Source organism: Psychrobacillus sp. 05T411 (assembly GCF_056396485.1).
The window spans coordinates 65,093-87,067 of the sequence record NZ_JBFTLO010000003.1 but is presented as its reverse complement, the minus strand read 5'-3'; the positions used below and the strand labels follow the sequence as shown (position 1 = coordinate 87,067).

Genomic DNA, 21,975 nt, shown 5'->3' with positions numbered 1-21,975 from the left:
TTTGGTACCACCTTCTTTACTTCACAAAACCTATATCATCCATCGGCCAGAACACGAAGTTTGTACTTCCAATTACCTCGTCGATCGCAACAAGACCAATGTGACGGCTATCTTTACTGTATAGACGATTATCTCCCATTACGAATATATATCCTTCAGGGATTTTATTCTCTTGAGTAATATCTTCTAAAGTGAAATCACCTGTAAGAGTTCCTTCGCTAATTTCACTTTTATACTGTTCCAAATATGGTTCTGGTAGTTCTTTTCCGTTAATCAATAACTGATCATTTTTAAACTCTACATGATCGCCAGGTAAACCAATCACTCGTTTAATATAATTTTTTTGTTCTGGCGCATGAAATACTACTATATCGTAACGATCTGGTTCGCCAACCATATAACCAATTTTGTTAACAACCATACGATCCCCATTTTTTAAAGTAGGCATCATGGATTCTCCATCTACAACGATTGGTGTAAATAAAAAGAAACGAATTATTGCTGCTAGTCCAAAAGCGATTAAAAGAGCTTTGGACCACTCCCATAATTCATTCTTTTCTTTTTTAACTTGTTCCATCAATTTGCCTCCTTTATTCACTCTTTATATTGTACAAGGAAAATTAGTTTCAAGCAAAAGGAATGACAATATTTCTTTTGAAAAGAAAAAATGTTGTAGCAAAAGTGGCATCACTTTCACTACAACATTTACTTTTACTATTAGCGACGTTCTTTAATACGAGCTGCTTTACCACGTAGTTCACGTAAGTAGTACAATTTAGCACGACGAACTTTACCACGACGGACAACTTCTAAGTTTGCAATTTTTGGTGTGTGTACAGGGAATGTACGTTCAACACCAACGCCTGAAGAAATTTTACGAACTGTGAAAGTTTCGCTAATTCCGCCACCACGACGTTTAATTACAACACCTTCGTACATTTGGATACGTTCACGAGTTCCCTCTACTACCTTAACGTGTACACGAACAGTGTCACCAGGACGGAAAGTAGGAAGATCTGTACGTAATTGTTCTTTAGTGATTTCTGAAATAATGTTTTGCATCATTTTCTCTCCTTCTCTAGAATGCTCTTACACACATTAGCTGTTGCAGCGGAACATCCAAAATCCGTACTTTACATAAAAGCACATAATAGAATATATCATAACTATTTGTTACTTGCAATTATAATTTGCTTTTTAATTCATTAATTAATTGTTTTTCTGTCTCACTTAGTTCAACCTGCTCCAACAAATCAGGTCTTCTTTCAACCGTTCGTTTCAGCGACTGCTCTTTTCTCCATTTAGCAATGGCCGCATGATTCCCTGACAATAAAACATCCGGCACTTTATAGCCGCGGTATTCTACTGGGCGAGTATAATGCGGATGCTCTAACAGTCCAGTCGAAAATGAATCCTGTTCATGTGATTCCGCTTTCCCAAGTACATTCGGTAAAAGTCTTACAACACTATCCACAACCGTCATGGCAGCTAGTTCTCCACCTGTCAGTACAAAATCTCCGATAGAAATTTCATCCGTCACCAAATGTTCGCGAATGCGTTCGTCATACCCTTCATAATGGCCACAAATGAAAATCAGTTCTTCTTCCGTCGCAAGTTCTTCAGCTTTTTGTTGCGTAAATCGCTCTCCTTGCGGGCAAAGAAGAATAATGCGACGTTTATGTTCCGAATCGGTAATAAGCGATTCTACCGCATTAAAAATGGGTTCTGGCTTCAACACCATACCAGCTCCGCCGCCATATGGATAATCATCTACTTGATGATGTTTGTTGCCGGAAAATTCTCGGAAGTTGACTACATTAATCGCGACTTCTTCTTTTTCCTGCGCTTTTTTCAAAATAGAGGAATTAAAAACCCCTGTAAACATTTCTGGAAAAAGCGAAAGAATATGAATATTCATCATGATAACAAACCATCCAACACTTCAATCGTGATTTTTTTATTTGCAATATCAACCGTTTTCACAACGTCTTCGATATAGGGAATATAATGTGTTTTCCCTTTTACCGGCTGAACGGCCCAAACGTCATTAGCGCCTGTTTGAATGATTTCGGTAATAGTTCCAATTACTTCGCCTTCTAAAGACTCAACTGAACAACCGATGATCTCATGGAAATAAAATTCATTATCTTGTAAATCAGAAAGATACTTTTCCGATACTTTTAATACCGCATCCCGGAAAACTTCTACATCTTTTAACAATGTATATCCTTCGAATGTTAATAAATCAAAGTTTTTATGTTTACGATGACTTGCCACTTTGACGATAATCGGTTTAGAACCATCCGCTTTAAAAAGTCCTAGTTCGCTACCTACCTCATATCGTTCGTCCGCAAAGTCAGTTGTAGAAATAACGCGAACTTCTCCCCAAATACCATGCGTATTTACAATTTTACCAACATTAAACCATTCCATCTGTAATAACCTCCTATCAAAAAAGGAAGAACAAAGTGTTCTCCCTTAATCTTGAATATCGACATATGTTTTTTTCTTTTGGTGACTGCCTGCTGCTGAGTAAACAATAGTACGAATGGCTTTCGCTACTCGCCCTTGTTTGCCAATTACTTTTCCCATATCTTCAGGATGAACAGAAAGTTTATAAACTATACGGTTTACATGCTCCTCTTCTTCAACTTGAATTTTATCAGGATAATCAACTAATGGTTTAACGATTGCTTGGATCAGCTGCTTCACATTGTCCCCTCCGATTATTTGCCGAGTTTTGCGTTATGGAATTTTTCCATGATTCCTTGTTCTGAGAACAAGTTACGTACTGTATCAGATGGTTTTGCACCGTCTTGAAGCCATTTTAACGCTAATTCTTCGTTAATTTTAACTTCAGCTGGTTTTGTAAGTGGGTTGTAAGTACCTACTGTTTCAATTTGACGACCATCACGTGGAGCGCGAGAGTCTGCTACTACAATACGATAGAAAGGAGATTTTTTTGCTCCCATACGTTTTAAACGAATTTTAACTGCCATTTTTATTGCACCTCCGAATAGTTTCACACAAGATAGTATATTATCAAGCTTTTATTTGTTTGTAAAGTGTTTTTTCTTAACACCCTATATTTTTTAGGGAAATTTATTTGAAAAGCGAGTCTAAACCAGGCATTTTCATCTTTTTCTTCCCTTTTTGTTGCATGTTTGTCATTTGTTTCATCATTTTTTTCATGTCATCAAATTGTTTCAATAATCTGTTCACGTCTTGAATGGACGTTCCAGATCCTTTTGCAATTCGTTTTTTTCTTGGACCATTAATAATATCAGGCGTCGTTTTTTCTTGCTTATTCATCGAATAAATGATCGCTTCTATACGATCCATTTGCTTTTCATCGATTTTCGCATTTTCTAACCCTTTAATCTTACCTGCCCCTGGAAGCATTTTTAAAATTTCATCTAATGGTCCCATTTGTTTCATTTGACTAATTTGTTCTAAAAAATCATCAAATGTAAAAGATTGCGTACGGAATTTTTCTTCTAGTTCCTTCGCTTTTTCTTCATCTACATTTGCTTGGGCTTTTTCGATAAGAGACATCATATCTCCCATACCTAAAATACGGGAAGCCATGCGCTCTGGATGGAAAGCTTCTAAAGCATCCATTTTTTCACCCATCCCGACAAATTTAATCGGTTTTTGTGTGACCGAACGAATAGATAAAGCTGCTCCACCACGAGTATCGCCGTCCAGTTTCGTTAAAACAACACCCGTTATGCCGATTGTTTCATTAAAATTATTCGCGACATTGACTGCATCTTGCCCTGTCATCGAATCGACAACTAAGAAGATTTCATCTGGTTCTTTAATCGCACGAATATCTTTTAACTCTTGCATAAGCGTTTCATCAATATGAAGACGACCTGCTGTATCGACAATTACGACATCATGATGCTCTTCTTTTGCATGCTCCAGCGCCTGTTTGACAATTTCAACAGGGGAAATATCTGTCCCTAATGCAAAAACTGGTAAAGATAACTGTTTACCGAGCGTTTCTAGCTGTTTTACAGCTGCTGGACGATATATATCGGCAGCAACGAGTAAAGGCTTCTTATTGTACTTTTTACGCAGTACATTCGCTAGTTTCCCAGAAGTCGTTGTTTTCCCTGCACCTTGAAGTCCAACCATCATAATGACAGTCGGCGGTCTCGTTGCAAAAGAAATTTGACTTTGCTCCCCACCCATTAACTCCGTTAGTTCATCTTTAACGATTTTAATGACATGTTGGCCAGGAGTTAAACTTTTCATCACTTCTTGACCAACAGCTCGTTCAGAGACATTTTTGACAAATTCTTTTACAACTTTTAAGTTAACGTCCGCTTCGATTAAGGCACGTCTTACGTCTTTCATCATATCTTTGACGTCAGCTTCAGAAACTTTTCCTTTGCCTTTGATTTTCTGAAGCGTTCCTTGGAGTCGCTCAGCTAATCCTTCAAATGCCATGCTCGTTCGCCTCCTAATCCCATTCTTTTAATTGATTAATGAGTTGAATCAGTGTTTGTTCAGATGATTGATCCTTTACTACTAGCAGTAGCTGGTCAATCGTTTCTTGCCGTTTTTCAAATTTCGTAAACAGATTTAGCTTTTCTTCATATTCTTCTAGCATTGCCTCTGTTCGCCGAATATTATCATAAACTGCTTGTCTCGAAATATCATATTCTTCTGCTATTTCTCCAAGTGATAAATCATCTAAATAATAAAGCTGCATATAGCTTCTTTGTTTATCGGTTAATAAAGCCTGGTAAAAATCGAAGAGAAAATTCATGCGAGTTGTTTTTTCAATCATTCTTATCTCTCCTCACCATTTTAAATGGTCACTATCTAGTGTAGTAATAGAAAATACAACTGTCAAGTATTTTTACTTGTCTTCTTCATTTTCATGCTCGAGACCTTCTGCGAAAAGTCCATATACATATTTTTCTGCATCAAATGGTTGCAAGTCATCCATTTGTTCTCCAAGACCAACGAATTTTACTGGTATATGCAATTTCGTGCGAATCGCTAACACAATTCCACCTTTTGCAGTACCGTCTAGTTTTGTTAATACAATACCCGTAACATTTGTTGCTTCTTTGAACGTTTGCGCTTGCACTAGTGCATTTTGACCTGTCGTAGCGTCTAATGCAAGTAATACTTCATGTGGAGCGTTTGGTATTTCCCGAGAAATAACGCGATGAATTTTTTCTAATTCATTCATTAAGTTTACTTTGTTTTGAAGTCGTCCCGCAGTATCACATATTAATACATCTGCATTTCTCGTTTTTGCCGCTCTTATCGCATCATACATTACAGCAGCAGGATCTGAACCTTCCGCTTGTTTAATCACTTCCACACCTACACGGTCGCCCCAAACTTGCAGCTGGTCAATAGCGCCTGCACGGAATGTATCTCCTGCAGCAAGCATTACTTTTTTACCTTCACCTTTTAGACGATGGGCAAGTTTTCCGATTGTAGTTGTTTTTCCGACACCATTAACTCCAACAAATAAAATAACAGATAATCCTTCGTCTTCCAACTGTAGATCTGTTACATTTTCATCGCCAGCTTCATAAATTTCCACTAATTTTTCTGAAATGACCGATTGGATTCCAGCAGTATCCTTTATATTTTTACGCTGTACTTCAAAGCGCAATGCCTCCATTAGCTCGTCTACCGTTTCAAAACCAACATCCGCTTGCAGTAAAATTTCTTCCAATTCCTCAAAAAAATCTTCATCTACTTTACGATACTTGGCAACTAAATCATTTACTTTGGAAGTAAACTGGTTTCTCGTTTTAGCCAATCCTTCTTTAAACTTATTGGTAATTGTAACCGTCTCTTGGACTTCTTCCGTTGTGCCAAGCATTTTATCTTTTATCTTTTTAAAAAAACTCATTTGAATGAACTCCTTTACGTCACTAATTGTTCTTCTAGTTTAACAGAAACTAATTTAGAAATTCCGGACTCTTGCATCGTAATACCATACAAAACATCCGCACCTTCCATTGTACCTTTTCTATGCGTGATGACGATAAACTGCGTATCGTGACTAAACTTTTTCAAATAATCACTATAGCGCGTGACATTGGCTTCGTCTAGTGCCGCCTCTACTTCATCCAAAATACAAAATGGAACTGGTCTTGTATGAAGAATAGCAAACAATAATGCGATGGCTGTAAGTGCACGCTCCCCGCCCGATAATAGGGAAAGATTTTGCAATTTCTTTCCTGGGGGTTGTGCGATTATATCAATACCTGTATCCAATAAAGAAGCTGGATCCGTAAGTATAAGATCTGCCTGACCACCGCCGAATAATTCTCGKAACACTACTTTAAAATGCTTCTGTATGTCTCGGAAAGTCGTTTCAAAACGAATGGTCATCTCTTCGTCCATCTCTTTGATCACTTCATGCAATGTTTCCTGGGCAGATAGTAAATCTTCTCTTTGTTCGGTCAAAAACGTATGGCGCTCATTTACTTGCTCGAATTCCTGAATTGACCCTAAATTAATCGGTCCAAGCTCCTCAATGGAAAGTTTCAGTAGCTTCACTTTTTTACGAGCCAAATCCTCTTCTAGCGTAAATGGAAAATCTCGCTCCGCTTCTTCTAAAGTCATTTCATATGTTTCTTCTAAATGATTTTGTAAAGTATTCATTTCTACTTCTAACTTACTTAACTTGATTTCCAAATCTCGCTCTACATTTGTATGAAGATTTGCTTCATTTTGTACTTCTTTTAACGCGTGTTCCAGCTTACTTATTTGGTGAACAAGGTCCAACCTATTTGTTTTACCTACTTGAATTTGTTCAACTAAATGATCTTTTTTGACTTTTAGTTGATTGATCCGTATTACAAGTTCCTCAGCAGAAGTACCGCTTTGTTCATCACTTTCATACCAGGCAATTTCTTTTTGTAATGTCGCTATTTTTTGAGTGCTCGTTAAAATAGAGCTCTCTAGCTGAGCTTTTTCTTTTTCCTGCTGGGAAACCTGTTCGTTTACGACAGCAATTTGAGATAGCAGCTCGCCAAGCTCATTTTGAAACTTGTCTTTTTCCTCAATGGATTGTTGTTTCAGCAGTTGTAGTTGATCAATTGTTTGCTGAATTGTGGCTAATGATTCCTTAATCTCCGCATTTCTAATCGCAGTTTGTTCTTTTTTACGAACTAGATTCTCTTGTAAATGATTTTTTTCCGTTTTTTCCTCATCGTATTCTAGTAATTGATGGGTTAGTCGGGAAATAATTGCGGTACATTCTCTTGTTTCAGAAAGTAGTCTAAGCTCTTCTCCTCGTAATGTTTCGCCCATAAGTCGAGTTTCCTCTAGTTCAATTTTTAACTGCTGAACTTCTTGTTTTCTCGAAGAAACAGCTTTTTCAGCTTGGTAAACAGATTTTTCTAGCTCAATTAGCTTGTCATTTAATTGATCCAACTCTGCTTTCCGAGTAAATAGCGAAGATTGCTGTTTAACGGAACCACCTGTTAGGGAACCACCTGCGTTCACAACGTCTCCATCTAACGTGACAAAACGAAATTTATATTGCAAACGAGACGCCATTTCATTTGCACCTTTTAAATCTTTTGCAATAATAATATTCCCAAGTAAGTTCTCCACAATAATTTGATAGCCATCACTATAATTAACAAGCTTATCCGCTGTATTGACAAATGATGGATGCCCGCTAATTGAAGCTAATGTATGCTCGTTTAATTTACGGGACTTCATCACTTGGAGTGGTAAAAATGTTGCTCTACCGACTCTTTTCTTTTTCAACCATTCAATCGCCATTCTCGCATCTTGGCTCGTATCTGTAATTATATGCTGAGATTGTTGACCAATAGCTGTATCAATTGCATTCATATATGCATGTGGTATTTGAATTAGCTCTGCTACTGCCCCATGAATACCTTGTAATTCTTTTTTATCCCTTGCTTTTAATACTTCTTTAACTCCTTGGAAAAATCCTGAAAACTCGGATTCCAACTCTTCTAGCGAATCTTTTCTTGCTTGCATTTGATGCTTCATTTGATACGCTTTTTGGAGCATGGTTTGCTGGTCTTCAAATGTTGTTTCTAGTTGTACCGATGCTTCTCGTTTCTGTCCGAAGTCGCCTAGTTTTTGTTCTAAATCTTTTTGACAAGTTGCTAATAATTTGTCTAACTCCTGTTTACGGGAAGTAAGTTTTTCTAATTCTTCTTTTATATCCCGATAGTCTTCAGTCATTTTTTCCGATGAAACATGTTCAAAATGCAATTGTTGCTCCATATGCTTCATTTCATTTTTCATCGTTGCTTCTTCGTTTAATAAATCGATATAAGTACTTTTTAACTCTTCTATTTCGTCTTCTACTTCTGAAGCAGACTTACTTAATACAAGATCGATTTGATGCTTTTTAGCACGAAGCTCTTTTAACAGCAGTTGTTTTTCTGATTTGGAAACATTATTTTCTTTTAATTGTCGCTCAAATGAAACAAGTTTTTCTTGTTCTTCTTGTAGTGTATTTCTAAGTTGTGAAATTTGCTGGCTTGCATTATGTTGCTTTTCTGCAAGTAAAAGCTTTCGGCCTTCTAGCCGTTCTAATTCAGAACTCGTCTCAACTAATGCACTTTGCTCTGAATCCAACTTATCGTCTATTTGAGACATTGTTTTTCGATCTTTTTGGATAGAAGTTTCCATCGTATTAATTTGCTCTAAAAGTGCTTTTTTTGTTTCTTCCATTGCTTGTAATTTACTATGTAATGTAGCGTTTTCTTGAACATACGATCGTAAATCATGCGCAATTACAGCAATCTCAATACCTTTTAGTTCTTCGGACATTCTTAAATAGTCGGACGCAAGGGAAGACTGAATTTGTAATGGCTCCATACGACCGTCTAATTCATGTAATATATCTAATACACGATTCAAATTATCGTCTGTTTCGATTAGTTTAAATTCTGCTTTCTTTTTTCGCTGCTTGTATTTTAGTACTCCAGCAGTTTCTTCAAAAATAGTTCTTCTGTCTTCCGGACGACTATTTAAAATTTCATCGACCCTACCTTGTGAAATAATTGAAAAGGCTTCTTTTCCAAGACCAGAATCCATAAACAAATCGGTAATATCTTTTAATCTACATGCCTGTTTGTTCAATAAATATTCGCTATCGCCGGATCTAAAAACTCTTCTAGTTACGCTAATTTCTACAAAATCAAGCGGTACCAAATTATCTGTGTTATCTAGTATTAATGTAACTTCTGCAAAGTTTAACGCTTTTCTGGAATCACTTCCCGCAAAAATAACATCTTCCATTTTTGCTCCACGTAATGATTTAGCGGATTGTTCTCCTAATACCCATCGTATCGCATCGGTTACATTACTTTTTCCACTACCATTTGGACCTACAACCGCCGTGACACCGGGTACAAAATCTATTCCAATCCGGTCTGCAAATGATTTAAAACCAATAATTTCCAATCTTTTAAGGAACAATGATTATTCCCCCTGTTCTTGATCCCTTATTGCAAGTATCGCGAGTCTTGCCGCTTGTTGTTCTGCTTCTTTTTTGGAACGACCTTTTCCAATTCCTAATTCTTTTGCGTTCAGTAAGACACGTGAAACAAAGGTGCGATTATGTGCAGGTCCTGTTTCTTCTACAATTTCATAGCTAAGTGTCCCATTATTATGTTGTTGAATAACTTCTTGTAGCTGACTTTTATAATCCATCACATGCGAAAAAGCACCGAGCTCTATTTTCGGAAAAACAATTTTCTCTAAAAAGGAGACGACTTCGTCTAACCCTTGATCCAAATACAATGCCCCTACAAACGCCTCAAAAACGTCTGCAAGTAATGCTGGTCTTTCTCGTCCGCCTGTTAGTTCTTCTCCTTTTCCAAGCAATACATATTGACCAAAATCTAACTCATTGGCAAATAATACAAGCGAAGGCTCACAAACGATTGCTGCACGGAGCTTTGTTAACTCTCCTTCGCTCATCATTGTATATTGCTGAAACAAATATTGGGAAACGGATAATTCTAATACAGCGTCACCAAGAAATTCTAAGCGTTCATTATCGGCAAAAAATTTCCGTCGATGCTCATTCACATAGGATGAATGGGTAAAGGCTTGATACAATAGTGCTGGATTATTAAAATGAATTTGAAAATGTTGCTGAAATTGCTCAAACTTTTCTCTCACATTTTCAGAGAATACTGTTTTTCTTGTATGATTATTTTTACGATTTACTTTCATGAATAATCTGCCTTCCTCACTTTTTTCGCTTTGTCATGTATGCTCTTAAGTTTACCTGTTTATAAAGCATTGTGCAAAAAGAAATAGAGACGCCCTGCCCTTATTCACCCTGAATAAGTAGGACGTCTCTTTTCGCTATTTGTCATTAGCTTTGTTTACTTTCAATATAGCTAACTGCACTACCTACAGTTGAAATGTTTTCAGCGTCTTCATCTGAAATTTCCATATCGAACTCATCTTCCAGTTCCATTACTAATTCAACTACATCTAGGGAGTCAGCACCTAGATCATCACGGAAAGATGCTTCTAGTTTAACTTCGCTCTCGTCTACACCTAGACGATCTACGATTACTTTTGTTACGCGTTCTAATACTGTTGACACATTAGTCACCTCCCCTCAATGATTATACAAAATTCTCACGCCTTTTGAAAGAGGAGATTACATGAACATTCCACCGTTTACATGTAATGTTTGTCCAGTAATATAGTTTGCATCATCCGAAGCTAAAAACGCAACTGCTTTGGCAATATCTTCGGTGTTACCAAACTTAGCTAGCGGGATTTGGCTCAGCATTTGTGTTTTCACTTCTTCTGGAAGCGCATCCGTCATATCCGTAGTGATAAACCCCGGTGCAACCGAGTTCACTGTAATATTTCGGCTTGCTAGTTCTAATGCCGACGTTTTTGTTAAACCGATAACACCCGCTTTTGCCGCTACATAATTTGCTTGTCCCGGATTTCCAGATACACCAACGATGGATGTAATATTAATAATACGACCAGCACGTTGTTTCATCATTTGTCTTGTGACAGCTTTTGTACATAGGAACACGCCTTTTAAATTCGTGTTAAGTACATCATCCCATTCTTGCTCTTTCATACGCATAAGTAAATTATCACGTGTAATACCTGCATTATTTACTAAAATATCAATGGAACCGAATTGTTCTAGTGTAGCACTCACCAATTCTTTCACATCTTCTGATTGATCGACGTTTGCTCGAATCGCAAATGCTTCGCCACCAATTGCTTTAATTTCTTCTACTACTGCTTCTGCTTTTTCTTTACTTCCGCTATAGTTTACCGCAACTTTTGCACCTTCTTTTGCAAGAAATAATGCTATATCTTTTCCAATCCCGCGAGATGCACCTGTTACGATTGCTGATTTTCCGTCTAATTTACCCATTTTTCTTCTCTCCTAACGAGTCCATTACTTGTTGCAATGATTCCTCATCATATACGCAATAAGTTGTAACAGAACGATCGATTTTTTTCACTAATCCGCTTAACACTTTACCTGGTCCACATTCGATAAATGTAGTGACGCCTAGTTCAATCATTTTTCCAATAGACTCTTCCCATCGAACAGGCGAATAAAGCTGCTCCACTAATAAGTTTTTAATCGTCGCACTTTCAGTTACAGCTTGAGCAGTCACATTCGAAATAACTGGTGTAGCCGCTTCTTTTAAGTCAATAGAAGAAATGGCAGCATCTAATTTTTGAGCTGCTGGGCGCATTAATTCGGAATGGAATGGTCCACTAACTACTAGCGGAATTGCTCTTTTCGCACCCGCTTCTTTTGCTTTTACCGAAGCCTTTTCTACTCCAGCAGCAGTTCCAGAAATAACAATTTGACCTGGGCAATTCAAATTCGCTACTTGAACAGTATCGCCAGTTGCAGATACTTCCTTTGTTACTTCGTTTAACGAATCTTTATCTAACCCTAAAATAGCAGCCATTGCCCCTTCGCCAGCAGGTACTGCTTCATTCATAAAAAGACCTCTTTTATGCACTAATAAAACAGCATCTTCAAAGCTTAGTACACCTGATGCAACAAGTGCGGAGTATTCGCCTAAACTATGACCAGCCGTATAATCAGGTGAAATGCCAGCTTCCACTAGCTGCTTTGCAACCATCGTACTCGTTGTTAGTAAGGCAGGTTGTGCATTGTATGTTTTTGTAAGCTCTTCGGCAGGACCTTCTAGCATAATGTTCGATAAAGAAAATCCTAATACTTCATCTGCTTGATCGTAATACTTTTTACTTTCCTCTTTGCTTTCAATCAGTTGCTGACCCATCCCAACTGTTTGGGAACCTTGTCCTGGAAAAATAAATGCAATTTTAGTCATTGGATAATTCCTTTCTTAAGGTACTTTGAATAATTCCACACACATCATACTGCACCATCGTTCTTGCTTGGCGGATGGCGTGGAAAATGGCGTTGGCATTGGAAGAACCATGCGCTTTAATAACAGGTGCTTTTAACCCAAATAATCCTGCACCACCATACTCTGTGTAGTCTAACTTGTTTTTCAATCCACGAAGCTGGTCTTTTACTAATAACGCCGAAATTTTTGTTTTGGTAGAAGTATTGAACGCTTCTTTAAGCAATGTAAAAATACTTGATGCTGTACCTTCAATAGTTTTCAACACCATATTACCGGTAAAACCATCTGTTACGACAACATCTGCCACACCGTTCAGTAAATCTCTAGACTCCACATTTCCAATAAAGTTAATCGGTGCATTTTTCAATAATTCGAATGCCGCTTTTGTTAGTTCATTTCCCTTAATATCTTCTGTTCCGATATTTAAAAGCCCAACACGAGGGTTTTTTATGTCACGTACTTTTTCGGCATATACACTTCCCATAACTGCGAACTGCTCTAGATGCTCTGGCTTTGCATCCGAATTAGCTCCTAAATCGAGCATCACAAATCCTTTACCATCAAGAGTTGGCAAAGTCGGTGCTAGCGCCGGACGATCTACTTGGTTAATACGTCCAACAACAAACAAACCTGCAGCCATTAAAGCCCCTGTATTCCCAGCGGAAACACATGCATCTGATTCACCGTTTTTCACTGATTCAGCCATTTTTACTAAGGAAGAGTTTTTCTTTCTGCGAATAGCACGGACTGGTTCATCCGTCCCTTCGATTACCTCATCTGTATGTATCACTTGTAATCGTTCATGTGCCGTAATGAGAGAAGTTAGCTTTTGTTCATCCCCATACAACTGGATTTCAATATCATCAAAAGCTTGAAGTGCTTCATATACACCTTTTACGATTTCATGCGGGGCATTATCTCCACCCATTGCATCAATGGAAATTTTCATTTTTCATCACCTTTATTTAAGACTTTGTCACACGGTACATACTAAATTGCCCGATAAAAACAGTATCATTTTCTACTTTGCTAGTCACTTCTATTAACGTACTATTTTTTTCTGTATCCCTAGATAAAACGACTGCTTTTGCAATTACTCTATCTCCCGCTTTGACAGGTTTCACAAACGTAATGGTAGATTTTCGAGTAAGTGCTAATTCATCGTTTATCACTGCTACCGCTAAAGAATTTGCTTGCGCAAACAAATGATGTCCTCTTGCAATGCCATTTCTTGCAAATACATGGTCTTGTGTAATATCCAATATAGAAATAGCTTGTTTGTCCAAATCAATATCTATGATTTCACCAATTACCTCATTTAGCGGAAGTGACTTTACTTCTTCCCCAAAATTATGTGCCGCTACTGATTTTATACGTTCACGTAATTCTGGTATAGATAACTCCATTCGATCCAGACGAATCGTTTGAACGCTTACGTTGAATGTCGAAGCTAGTTTTTCATCCGTGATAAATGGATTTTTCTCTAATGTCTCTAGAAGTAGTTGTTGTCTGTCTTTTTTTGTGTATTTCATCCAATCACCACCATTTTAGCACTTGGTACTAATATCAGTATATAAATATTAAAAAAAGAATGCAAGAATAGATTCAAAATCATTCTTGCATTCTTCTTAATCGATACGTTCTCCGTCTAGTGCTTTTGAATGGGTGAGAATCGTTCTTAGACCTTCCATTTCTTCAGACTTCCAAAAATCATCCGAGTTTAAAAGCTTTTCCGCATCTACCTTAGCTGTATTAAGTGCTCGATAATCATGTACAAGATCCGCCATTTTAAATTCTGGCAAGCCACTTTGTTTACGACCGAAAAAGTCACCAGGACCTCTTAGTTCTAAATCTTTTTCTGCAAGCACGAACCCATCATTGGTCTCGGTCATCGACGTCATACGCTCTTTACCTTCTTCCGATTTCGGATCGGCAAGTAAAATGCAGTAGGACTGATGCTCCCCACGTCCTACGCGTCCCCTTAACTGATGAAGTTGCGCAAGACCAAAACGCTCCGCATCAAAAATAATCATAAATGTCGCATTTGGCACATTCACCCCAACTTCCACAACAGTCGTAGAAACAAGCACTTTCACTTCGCCGGCCGAAAATTTTCGCATCACTTCTTCTTTCTCATCTGGGTGCAGGCGACCATGCATCAAGCCGACAGAATAATCATTACCGAGTTCAGCAGACATCATATTGTACACATCGACTGCATTTTGAACATCTAGTTTTTCGGACTCTTCGATTAGCGGACATATAATATAGGCTTGTCTTCCTTTTGCCAACTCTGCTTTTAAGCGAACAACCAATTTATGAAGCTGCTCCTGCTTCATCCAATATGTATCAATTTTCTTTCTCCCAGCAGGCATTTCGTCAATAATCGAGACGTCCATCTCTCCAAAAGCAGTAATCGCTAAAGTTCTTGGTATCGGTGTTGCCGTCATAAACAAAACATCTGGATTTTCGCCTTTTTCTTTCAACACTCTTCGCTGTTCGACACCAAATCGATGCTGTTCATCTGTAATCACTAAACCAAGCTGTTTAAATGACACATCTGGCTGTATTAATGCATGCGTGCCGATTAATAAATCGATATTCCCAACTTCTAGGTTTTCTAGTATTGTTCGACGTGCTTTCACTTTTGTCGACCCTGTAAGGAGTGCAATTTTTATACCGATAGGCGCTAACCATTCGTCTAAAGAGCTGGCATGTTGTTCAGCTAAAATCTCCGTAGGCGCCATAAGTGCACCTTGATACCCCGCTGTTATTGTCGCATATAAGCAAATCGCCGCTACGATCGTCTTACCAGAACCAACATCTCCTTGTAGTAAACGGTTCATCCGATGTGGTTCTTTCAAATCTCGGCAAATCTCATTGACGACTCTTTTTTGGGCGTTCGTTAGTTCGTATGGCAATGTTTCGATTAATTTTTTCAGTTTATCATTATCGAATGAGATACTATTTCCAACATTTTGTTCTTTACGAACTTTTTTAATCGCTTGCATTTTCAACTGAAATATAAGCAATTCTTCGTACACAAAACGCCTGCGAGCATTTTTGGAATGGTCTACATCTTGTGGGAAATGAATACCTTCCAATGCTTCTGCTATATTCGGTAAACGATAAGACACTCTTATTGATTCCGGCAAGGGATCTATTAAGTATCCATTCACTTCATCTAAGGCTTGACGCATAAATTTACGAAAAACCTTTTGGCTAATAGAACCTTTTAGCGAATAAACCGGTTCAAAGTCTTGCTGATCCGTTTTTGGACCTGCTGAAAAAGTAGACACATTAATAACTTGTCTACCCCTATCCCATTTTCCAGTTACTGTCACGATTGATCCAGGAATTATTTTATTTTTTAAATATGCTTGATTGAAAAATACAGCCTTTATCAGATGCTGCCCTGCTAGTAATCGGACTTGCATTCGTGATTTTTTAGCTCCTAAAAAAAGGAGGGAGGGCTCACTTTCGACCCTTCCTTCTACTGTGACTCGCTCATTATGTGGCGTTTCTGCAATATTTTTTAACCGAAAATCCTCGTGCCGGTAAGGGAATGTCATGACTAAATCTTCTAATGTGACGATTCCGAGTTCTTGCAATGCGTTAGCAGTTCCACTTCCCACTCCTTTTAAGGAAGTTACTAACTCATCTTTTTTAGTTTCCACTACTTACAACTGCTCCGCCGAATATTTTAGCTTCTAACCATTTTCCAGTAGGAGTTGCAGCAAGCCCGCCTTGAGCTGTTTCTTTTAAAGCTGTCGGCATTGTTTGACCAATTTTATACATCGCATCGATAACTTCATCACAAGGAATGCGGCTAGTTACACCAGCAAGCGCCATATCAGCTGCTACCAATGAATTCGAAGCACCCATAGCATTTCGCTTCACACATGGAACTTCAACTAATCCCGCTACCGGATCACAAACTAAACCAAGCATATTTTTTAATGTAATCGCAAATGCAGTAGAGCTTTGTTCCGGAGTACCGCCAGCCATTTCTACGATTGCCGCCGCAGCCATTCCCGCCGCTGAGCCAACTTCTGCTTGACAGCCACCAGCAGCACCAGAAATCGAAGCATTATTTGCAACTACAAATCCAAATGCCCCCGCATTAAACAAATAACGAATCATTTGTTCTCTCGTCGGATTTAATTTGTTTTTCACCGCAAACAAGGTACCTGGTACAACCCCCGCAGAACCTGCAGTGGGAGTTGCACAAATCGTCCCCATTGCTGCATTTACTTCATTTGTAGCTACTGCTTTACTGACAGCATCTAGCATTAACTCACCAGATAATGTGTTTCCTTTTTTCATATAAGCTTGCAGCAGCACTGCATCTCCTCCAGTTAACCCAGAAGAGGAGCGTACCCCATTTAGACCTTTTTCAACCGCTTCTTCCATAACGGTTAAATTACGGTCCATTTGCGCCATAATTTCATCTCTTGAACGACCTGTGATTAATATTTCTTGTTCAATCATGATTTCTGATATTAGTTTTTGCTCTTTATTTGCTCTATCTACTAACTCGCGAACATTATGAAATAACACTTCCATATGAAATCCCCCTTAATCTGCTATTCTCGTTACTTGCGTAATATTCGGTAGTTTTCCAATTTCCTCAAGTATATACTCTTCTACTGTTTGATCCACTTCTATTACCATTAAGGCCATATTTCCTTTTTCTTTTCGTGAAACTTCCATATGACCAATATTAATATCGTACTTGGCTAAGCAATTAGCCACATTTGCAATACATCCCGATCTGTCTTCGTGCACGACTAAAATGGCAGCTAAATTACCTGACAGTCGCAGTGGAAAACCGTTTAACTCCGTAATTTCCGTTTTCCCACCACCAATAGAAATACCAACCATGGACATTTCCTGCTTGCCATCTCCAATGACGATACGTGCGGTATTTGGATGCTCTGTATTGGCCGTTTCCGGTATAAATTCAAAGGTAAGTCCTGCTCTTTTCGCATCTTCAAAAGCCGTTTTAATGCGCTCATCAAATGTATCATAATCGAGCAATCCACCAATTATTGCAACATCTGTACCATGTCCTTTATAGGTTTCTGCAAAAGATCCATATAAATGTATTTTTGCCCATGTAGGTTGTTTTCCAAATAAATCTCTTGCTACTCGACCAATTCGTGCTGCTCCTGCCGTATGGGAAGAGGACGGTCCAATCATAACGGGTCCAATTATGTCAAAAACGGATTTGAATTTCAAAGCATAGACCTCCAGTAAACTATATATTTACTTTCTATTTTACACCTAATAGCTAGATTAAACAAAAATATAATCATGGAAAGTATTACAAGACTAAAAAACCACGGGAGCTGTTTTTTCCCGTGGCCTTGTATTATTCGACAGATAGAATATATGGATAAAGAGGTTGTTTACCGTTATAAACTTCCACTTCAACATCTTCAAATTGCTCTTCAATGAACGCAGCAAACTCATTTGCTTCTTCTTCTGAAACATCGTCCCCATAAATAACGGTAACAATTTCTGATTCTTCATCTATCAATGCTTTTGCCAGGCTCGTCGCAGATTCTACTCTTGAAGGATTCGATAAAATAATTTTACCTTCTGCAAGTGCCATGAAGTCATCTTTTTTAATTTCCACACCGTCAATGGATGTGTCACGAACCGCAAATGTAACTTGACCCGTTTTAACATGCGCAAACGCGTTCGTCATATTTTTTTGATTTTCTTCCACAGTTGCTTGCGGATTAAATGCTAAGATTGCTGCCATTCCTTGTGGGATTGTTTTGGTCGAAACAACCGCCGCTTCTATCCCTAGCACTTCTGCAGCTTGCTCAGCAGCCATAATAATATTTTTGTTATTCGGTAGTATTAGCACGCGTTCAGCTCCAACAGCTTCAATGGCTTTCACGATATCTTCTGTAGAGGGGTTCATCGTTTGCCCACCTTCGATGACAGCAGATGCACCTAAACTTTTAAGTAGCTCTGATACGCCACTCCCCATTGCGACTGTTACTACTGCATATGGATGAACTTCCGCTTTTTTGACAGGTGCTTCATTTATATGTCCTTCACCGACGATTTCCGAATGCTGCTCACGCATATTTTCGATTTTAATTTTGATTAAATCACCATATTGTTGACCGTATGTTAATACGTCACCTGGTGTTTCCGAGTGAATATGGATTTTCGCTACTTCCTCATCCGAAATAACTAATAATGAATCTCCGAAAGCACTTAAATCATTGCGGAATTGTGTTTCATCAAACGCTTTTTTACCTTCTTCTAACCGAACCATGAACTCCGTACAAAAGCCAAATTCAATGTCTGCTGTATCCATAAACCCTTGTACACTTTTATGATGTTCTGCACTTACTAAATCATCCATTGACGAAGCTACTGTTTTTTCAGGAAGCGCTTCCCCTCTCAAGCTAGCTAAAAAGCCTTCATAGACGAAAACAAGCCCTTGGCCACCACTATCTACTACCCCTACTTCTTTTAACACTGGCAATAAATCTGGTGTTCTGTTTAACGATTGTTTGGCTTCTTCTACAATTGCTGCCATTAGTGATCGAATATCATCTTCAGTTTCGCTCACTTCAACCGCTTTTTTCGCCGCGTCTTTCGCTACTGTTAGAATAGTACCTTCGACAGGTTTCATTACCGCTTTATAAGCTGTTTCCACCCCATAGTTCAACGCTTGTGCAAATTGACCGGCAGTTAACGTTTCATGATTTTCTACTGATTTCCCAAAACCTCTAAACAATTGGGATAAAATAACGCCTGAGTTCCCACGTGCACCCATAAGCAATCCTTTAGATAGAGCTTGTGCCGTTTTCCCAATATGTTCTCCTGCATGTGCGGCAGTTTCTTTAGCACCAGAAGTCATGGAAAGATTCATATTTGTTCCAGTGTCACCGTCCGGAACTGGAAATACGTTTAGTGCATCTACATAATCTGCATTTTGAAAAAGATGATGCGCTCCCATCTTGACCATATCTGCAAATTGAATACCATTGATTAATTTCATTATGTTCTCTCCTTATTCACACGTTTGCCACGCGAACTCCTTGTACATAAACATTTACGGATTCCACGGACATTCCAAGAGATTTGTTCAGTGTGTATTTCACTTTCGATTGTATTTGATAAGCTATTTCTGAAATTTTCGTTCCGTAACTTACAATTATATACATATCAATATGTAAATGCTCTTTCTCTTGTCTGACTACTACACCTTTTGTGAAGTTTTCTTTTCCTAATATATCTGTTAGTCCGTCTCTGATCTGGTGCTTTGATGCCATACCAACAATTCCATAGCACTCAATCGCGGCACCACCAGCAATTTGAGCAACAGCATCTTGTGATATATCAATTTGTCCGAATTCGTTTTTCAATTCAATTGACATGTTGAAACCTCCCAAGTCTTTTTGACTACCCTTTATTGTACTACACCCTTAGAAATTATAAAAGAAACCTTTCTTTTCGTCTAGAGATTCCCTGTTTAGGAGTGATGCGTCGCTAAAAACAAAGTCTTATACAGGTTTTTCGAATATTTGAATCCAGTAAATGGATAAGGGCAACTAATCTGTCATTGAAAGCAACTAATTCTATTACGAAAGCAATCAAATCAGTAATGAGAGCAACCAAATTACCGGTGAAAGCAACCTATTCATAAAATAACTCTTTACTTGGAGTGAGATGCTAATGACTGTGACGCACAATTTCTATTAGTGTACACTTTTTGTCTGTAAAGGTTTTTTTCTTGATAAGGCTTGCGCATACTAAAAGTCTGTGGTAAATTATTAAAGTATGTGAAATATCGAACTGAAAAATCTTTCAGCTTCTTTTAAGAGGAGGAAATATAATGCCAAAAGTATGTGCAATCACTGGGCGTAAAGCTCGTTCTGGTAATGCTCGTTCTCACGCTATGAACGCTAACAAACGTACGTGGGGAGCAAACCTTCAAAAGGTCCGTATTCTTGTAGACGGTAAACCTAAACGTGTATGGGTTTCTGCTAGAGCTTTAAAATCAGGAAAAATTGAGCGCGTTTAATCGCTCTCGTAAATAATGCCAAGCTGACAATTGTCGGTTTGGTATTTTTTATTTTTTACAAAAAAATGACCCCAATACATATGGAGTCATCAAGGCCATTCATTTCTTCACTTCTTCTCTTTTAAACAGACGAATGCAAACTTTCATCAAACTACTAACGGATTTAGGCAATCTAAATGTGTAGACCTTCACACAATTCCTCCCTTTTAGTCACTGCTTCTTATCATTAAACATATGCCAGTGATAAAAGAGATAGTACTTGTTCGTCCTTTTACTTCATTACTTGTGAATTTTGCATTGCCCACCGAAATATTTTCTTCTGTAACATTATATAAAAACCCTTTTAAAGAAATTTTCCCCACTTTTTCACCGAAAGAAAAAAAAGAAATATATTTATAATGGTCGTCTTGCTCGATTTCATAAGTTCCAGGAAATAAAAATTGGATGATGTTTTGATTATTTTGAATGGAGAAAAGAATATCCGGATGTTCCATTTGAAAACGGCATATATCATGTAAACTCGCTTCGTAATGGTCTAATCGTCCCCCTGTAACTCCAGTCAATATTATTTCGTCCGGTTCGTATGTAAGTGCTTTTTGAATTGCTAGATGGGTATCCGTCTCATCTTTTTCTACTTGCAGCACTGTCACTTTGCTTACTTGTTGTTTTACTAACTGAAATTCTTCCTTTGTCAGCGAGTCGAAATCACCGATAATTTCAGTTGGGCTGATTCCTTTTGCTAATAAATGCAGAGCACCTCGATCAGCACCTAGAAAAACAGTCTCTTCTTCCAAAAGAGGAAGCTGTTCAAAATCAACAACTTCCTCAACTGGACCCCCAGAACAAACAATTACTCGTTTCATTTCGCTAATACACTTAAACCTGCTTCTTTAATCGCTTGCAAAGCTTTTCCTTTATCTGGAGCATTATAAATAGCAGATCCCGCTACTAAAACGGTAGCTCCAGCTTCGACACAAGGTTTAATCGTTTCTTCATTAATACCGCCATCGATTTCAATCTCAATAGAAAGATTTCTTTCTTGAATAATTTCCGCTAGTTGTTTCACTTTTGGGACGACCGAATGAATAAACTTTTGCCCGCCAAATCCTGGATTTACGGTCATAAAGAGCACCATATCAATATCTTCAAGCACATGCTGAATAGACTCAACAGGTGTATGCGGATTTAGCACCACACCCGGCTTCACACCAAAAGAACGGATCAATTGGATTGTTCGATGTAGATGTGGACAAGCTTCCACATGCACCGTAATATAGTCCGCTCCTGCTTTTGCAAATGCTTCGATATATTGGTCTGCATTTTCAATCATTAAATGCACATCTAGAGGCAAAGTTGTAAGTGGACGTAGTGCTTCTACAACGATTGGCCCCATTGTAATATTCGGAACAAAATGGCCATCCATCACATCGATATGAATAAGATCGGCACCCGCTTTTTCAACTTCTAATACTTCTTCTCCAAGTTTCGCAAAATCTGCTGCTAAAATGGAGGGAGCTATTTTCACCATAA

At 38.2% G+C, this 21,975-nt stretch carries 24 protein-coding genes; 1 reads left to right on the top strand and 23 read right to left on the bottom strand.

Translation table 11 applies throughout. The features are described 5' to 3' along the window. Positions 1–16: 16 nt before the first annotated feature. The 21 genes from lepB to AC1DFT_RS03060 all read right to left on the bottom strand — a co-directional run bounded on the left by lepB (position 17) and on the right by AC1DFT_RS03060 (position 19,798). Positions 17–577, bottom strand: a complete 561-nt coding sequence (gene lepB / locus AC1DFT_RS03160) for a signal peptidase I (RefSeq protein ID WP_477917524.1) — start codon at positions 575–577, stop codon at positions 17–19. Between the two features lie 140 nt (positions 578–717). Then, on the bottom strand, positions 718–1,062 hold the full coding sequence (gene rplS / locus AC1DFT_RS03155) for a 50S ribosomal protein L19 (RefSeq protein WP_402819007.1): 345 nt from the start codon (positions 1,060–1,062) through the stop codon (positions 718–720). Between the two features lie 121 nt (positions 1,063–1,183). Beyond that, complete coding sequence (trmD, locus tag AC1DFT_RS03150; protein WP_477917923.1) at positions 1,184–1,918, bottom strand: tRNA (guanosine(37)-N1)-methyltransferase TrmD; 735 nt, start codon at positions 1,916–1,918, stop codon at positions 1,184–1,186. Further along, a complete protein-coding gene (gene rimM / locus AC1DFT_RS03145; protein WP_477917522.1) occupies positions 1,918–2,433 on the bottom strand; it encodes a ribosome maturation factor RimM in 516 nt (171 codons plus the stop codon). The genes trmD and rimM overlap by 1 nt, the downstream gene beginning before the upstream one ends. Before the next feature lie 45 nt (positions 2,434–2,478). Beyond that, positions 2,479–2,712 carry a KH domain-containing protein gene (locus AC1DFT_RS03140; RefSeq protein ID WP_477917521.1) on the bottom strand — a complete coding sequence of 78 codons (234 nt, stop codon included), beginning with the start codon at positions 2,710–2,712 and terminating at the stop codon, positions 2,479–2,481. A gap of 14 nt (positions 2,713–2,726) precedes the next feature. Further along, complete coding sequence (rpsP, locus tag AC1DFT_RS03135) at positions 2,727–2,999, bottom strand: 30S ribosomal protein S16 (RefSeq protein WP_093263327.1); 273 nt, start codon at positions 2,997–2,999, stop codon at positions 2,727–2,729. A 103-nt stretch (positions 3,000–3,102) separates the two neighbouring features. After that, positions 3,103–4,458, bottom strand: coding sequence for a signal recognition particle protein (gene ffh, locus AC1DFT_RS03130; RefSeq protein WP_477917518.1), 1,356 nt, complete (start codon positions 4,456–4,458; stop codon positions 3,103–3,105). Between the two features lie 13 nt (positions 4,459–4,471). Continuing rightward, positions 4,472–4,801, bottom strand: a complete 330-nt coding sequence (locus tag AC1DFT_RS03125) for a putative DNA-binding protein (protein WP_425467626.1) — start codon at positions 4,799–4,801, stop codon at positions 4,472–4,474. A gap of 72 nt (positions 4,802–4,873) precedes the next feature. Next, positions 4,874–5,890, bottom strand: a complete 1,017-nt coding sequence (gene ftsY, locus AC1DFT_RS03120; protein WP_477917516.1) for a signal recognition particle-docking protein FtsY — start codon at positions 5,888–5,890, stop codon at positions 4,874–4,876. A 14-nt stretch (positions 5,891–5,904) separates the two neighbouring features. Then, positions 5,905–9,459 carry a chromosome segregation protein SMC gene (gene smc, locus AC1DFT_RS03115; protein WP_477917514.1) on the bottom strand — a complete coding sequence of 1,185 codons (3,555 nt, stop codon included), beginning with the start codon at positions 9,457–9,459 and terminating at the stop codon, positions 5,905–5,907. 3 nt (positions 9,460–9,462) lie between these two features. Next, a complete protein-coding gene (gene rnc, locus AC1DFT_RS03110) occupies positions 9,463–10,221 on the bottom strand; it encodes a ribonuclease III (protein WP_477917513.1) in 759 nt (252 codons plus the stop codon). 145 nt (positions 10,222–10,366) lie between these two features. Beyond that, positions 10,367–10,603 carry an acyl carrier protein gene (gene acpP / locus AC1DFT_RS03105; protein ID WP_142537734.1) on the bottom strand — a complete coding sequence of 79 codons (237 nt, stop codon included), beginning with the start codon at positions 10,601–10,603 and terminating at the stop codon, positions 10,367–10,369. Between the two features lie 57 nt (positions 10,604–10,660). Next, a complete protein-coding gene (gene fabG, locus AC1DFT_RS03100; RefSeq protein WP_477917510.1) occupies positions 10,661–11,407 on the bottom strand; it encodes a 3-oxoacyl-[acyl-carrier-protein] reductase in 747 nt (248 codons plus the stop codon). After that, positions 11,400–12,350 (bottom strand): ACP S-malonyltransferase, encoded by a 951-nt coding sequence (gene fabD / locus AC1DFT_RS03095; RefSeq protein WP_477917508.1) that lies wholly within the window; start codon positions 12,348–12,350, stop codon positions 11,400–11,402. The genes fabG and fabD overlap by 8 nt, the downstream gene beginning before the upstream one ends. Then, entirely contained in the window at positions 12,343–13,338 is a 996-nt protein-coding gene (gene plsX / locus AC1DFT_RS03090) for a phosphate acyltransferase PlsX (RefSeq protein ID WP_477917506.1), read from the bottom strand. The genes fabD and plsX overlap by 8 nt, the downstream gene beginning before the upstream one ends. Before the next feature lie 16 nt (positions 13,339–13,354). Then, a complete protein-coding gene (fapR, locus tag AC1DFT_RS03085; RefSeq protein WP_477917505.1) occupies positions 13,355–13,921 on the bottom strand; it encodes a transcription factor FapR in 567 nt (188 codons plus the stop codon). Between the two features lie 96 nt (positions 13,922–14,017). Next, positions 14,018–16,066 carry an ATP-dependent DNA helicase RecG gene (recG, locus tag AC1DFT_RS03080; RefSeq protein ID WP_477917503.1) on the bottom strand — a complete coding sequence of 683 codons (2,049 nt, stop codon included), beginning with the start codon at positions 16,064–16,066 and terminating at the stop codon, positions 14,018–14,020. Beyond that, positions 16,056–16,955, bottom strand: coding sequence for an L-serine ammonia-lyase, iron-sulfur-dependent, subunit alpha (gene sdaAA / locus AC1DFT_RS03075; RefSeq protein ID WP_477917501.1), 900 nt, complete (start codon positions 16,953–16,955; stop codon positions 16,056–16,058). The genes recG and sdaAA overlap by 11 nt, the downstream gene beginning before the upstream one ends. Before the next feature lie 12 nt (positions 16,956–16,967). Then, positions 16,968–17,630, bottom strand: a complete 663-nt coding sequence (sdaAB, locus tag AC1DFT_RS03070) for an L-serine ammonia-lyase, iron-sulfur-dependent subunit beta (RefSeq protein ID WP_477917499.1) — start codon at positions 17,628–17,630, stop codon at positions 16,968–16,970. 133 nt (positions 17,631–17,763) lie between these two features. Next, complete coding sequence (locus AC1DFT_RS03065) at positions 17,764–19,419, bottom strand: DAK2 domain-containing protein (protein ID WP_477917498.1); 1,656 nt, start codon at positions 19,417–19,419, stop codon at positions 17,764–17,766. Positions 19,420–19,435: 16 nt separating this feature from the next. Next, positions 19,436–19,798, bottom strand: coding sequence for an Asp23/Gls24 family envelope stress response protein (locus AC1DFT_RS03060; RefSeq protein WP_477917496.1), 363 nt, complete (start codon positions 19,796–19,798; stop codon positions 19,436–19,438). A gap of 458 nt (positions 19,799–20,256) precedes the next feature. Between AC1DFT_RS03060 and rpmB the strand changes: the two genes are divergently transcribed. Continuing rightward, the gene (gene rpmB, locus AC1DFT_RS03055; RefSeq protein WP_093263405.1) at positions 20,257–20,445 is read left to right on the top strand and encodes a 50S ribosomal protein L28; all 189 of its coding nucleotides are present in this window, start codon (positions 20,257–20,259) and stop codon (positions 20,443–20,445) included. 206 nt (positions 20,446–20,651) lie between these two features. On the opposite strand, the gene AC1DFT_RS03050 is transcribed toward rpmB, so the two are convergent. Together AC1DFT_RS03050 and rpe are read right to left on the bottom strand one after the other, a co-directional pair. Further along, positions 20,652–21,308 (bottom strand): thiamine diphosphokinase, encoded by a 657-nt coding sequence (locus tag AC1DFT_RS03050; RefSeq protein WP_477917494.1) that lies wholly within the window; start codon positions 21,306–21,308, stop codon positions 20,652–20,654. After that, positions 21,305–21,973 (bottom strand): ribulose-phosphate 3-epimerase, encoded by a 669-nt coding sequence (gene rpe / locus AC1DFT_RS03045; protein WP_477917492.1) that lies wholly within the window; start codon positions 21,971–21,973, stop codon positions 21,305–21,307. The genes AC1DFT_RS03050 and rpe overlap by 4 nt, the downstream gene beginning before the upstream one ends. Positions 21,974–21,975 lie beyond the last annotated feature (2 nt).

Coding starts and splice junctions, on each gene's coding strand:
- rimM (WP_477917522.1), bottom strand. CDS start 2,433: ATGGAATGGTTTAATGTTGGTAAAATTGTAAATACGCATGGTATTTGG.
- rnc (WP_477917513.1), bottom strand. CDS start 10,221: ATGAAAGTAAATCGTAAAAATAATCATACAAGAAAAACAGTATTCTCT.
- AC1DFT_RS03065 (WP_477917498.1), bottom strand. CDS start 19,419: ATGAAATTAATCAATGGTATTCAATTTGCAGATATGGTCAAGATGGGA.
- AC1DFT_RS03050 (WP_477917494.1), bottom strand. CDS start 21,308: ATGAAACGAGTAATTGTTTGTTCTGGGGGTCCAGTTGAGGAAGTTGTT.
- rpsP (WP_093263327.1), bottom strand. CDS start 2,999: ATGGCAGTTAAAATTCGTTTAAAACGTATGGGAGCAAAAAAATCTCCT.
- AC1DFT_RS03060 (WP_477917496.1), bottom strand. CDS start 19,798: ATGTCAATTGAATTGAAAAACGAATTCGGACAAATTGATATATCACAA.
- ffh (WP_477917518.1), bottom strand. CDS start 4,458: ATGGCATTTGAAGGATTAGCTGAGCGACTCCAAGGAACGCTTCAGAAA.
- rplS (WP_402819007.1), bottom strand. CDS start 1,062: ATGCAAAACATTATTTCAGAAATCACTAAAGAACAATTACGTACAGAT.
- sdaAA (WP_477917501.1), bottom strand. CDS start 16,955: ATGGAAGTGTTATTTCATAATGTTCGCGAGTTAGTAGATAGAGCAAAT.
- trmD (WP_477917923.1), bottom strand. CDS start 1,918: ATGAATATTCATATTCTTTCGCTTTTTCCAGAAATGTTTACAGGGGTT.
- lepB (WP_477917524.1), bottom strand. CDS start 577: ATGGAACAAGTTAAAAAAGAAAAGAATGAATTATGGGAGTGGTCCAAA.
- rpmB (WP_093263405.1), top strand. CDS start 20,257: ATGCCAAAAGTATGTGCAATCACTGGGCGTAAAGCTCGTTCTGGTAAT.
- fabD (WP_477917508.1), bottom strand. CDS start 12,350: ATGACTAAAATTGCATTTATTTTTCCAGGACAAGGTTCCCAAACAGTT.
- fapR (WP_477917505.1), bottom strand. CDS start 13,921: ATGAAATACACAAAAAAAGACAGACAACAACTACTTCTAGAGACATTA.
- AC1DFT_RS03125 (WP_425467626.1), bottom strand. CDS start 4,801: ATGATTGAAAAAACAACTCGCATGAATTTTCTCTTCGATTTTTACCAG.
- ftsY (WP_477917516.1), bottom strand. CDS start 5,890: ATGAGTTTTTTTAAAAAGATAAAAGATAAAATGCTTGGCACAACGGAA.
- fabG (WP_477917510.1), bottom strand. CDS start 11,407: ATGGGTAAATTAGACGGAAAATCAGCAATCGTAACAGGTGCATCTCGC.
- plsX (WP_477917506.1), bottom strand. CDS start 13,338: ATGAAAATTTCCATTGATGCAATGGGTGGAGATAATGCCCCGCATGAA.
- rpe (WP_477917492.1), bottom strand. CDS start 21,973: ATGGTGAAAATAGCTCCCTCCATTTTAGCAGCAGATTTTGCGAAACTT.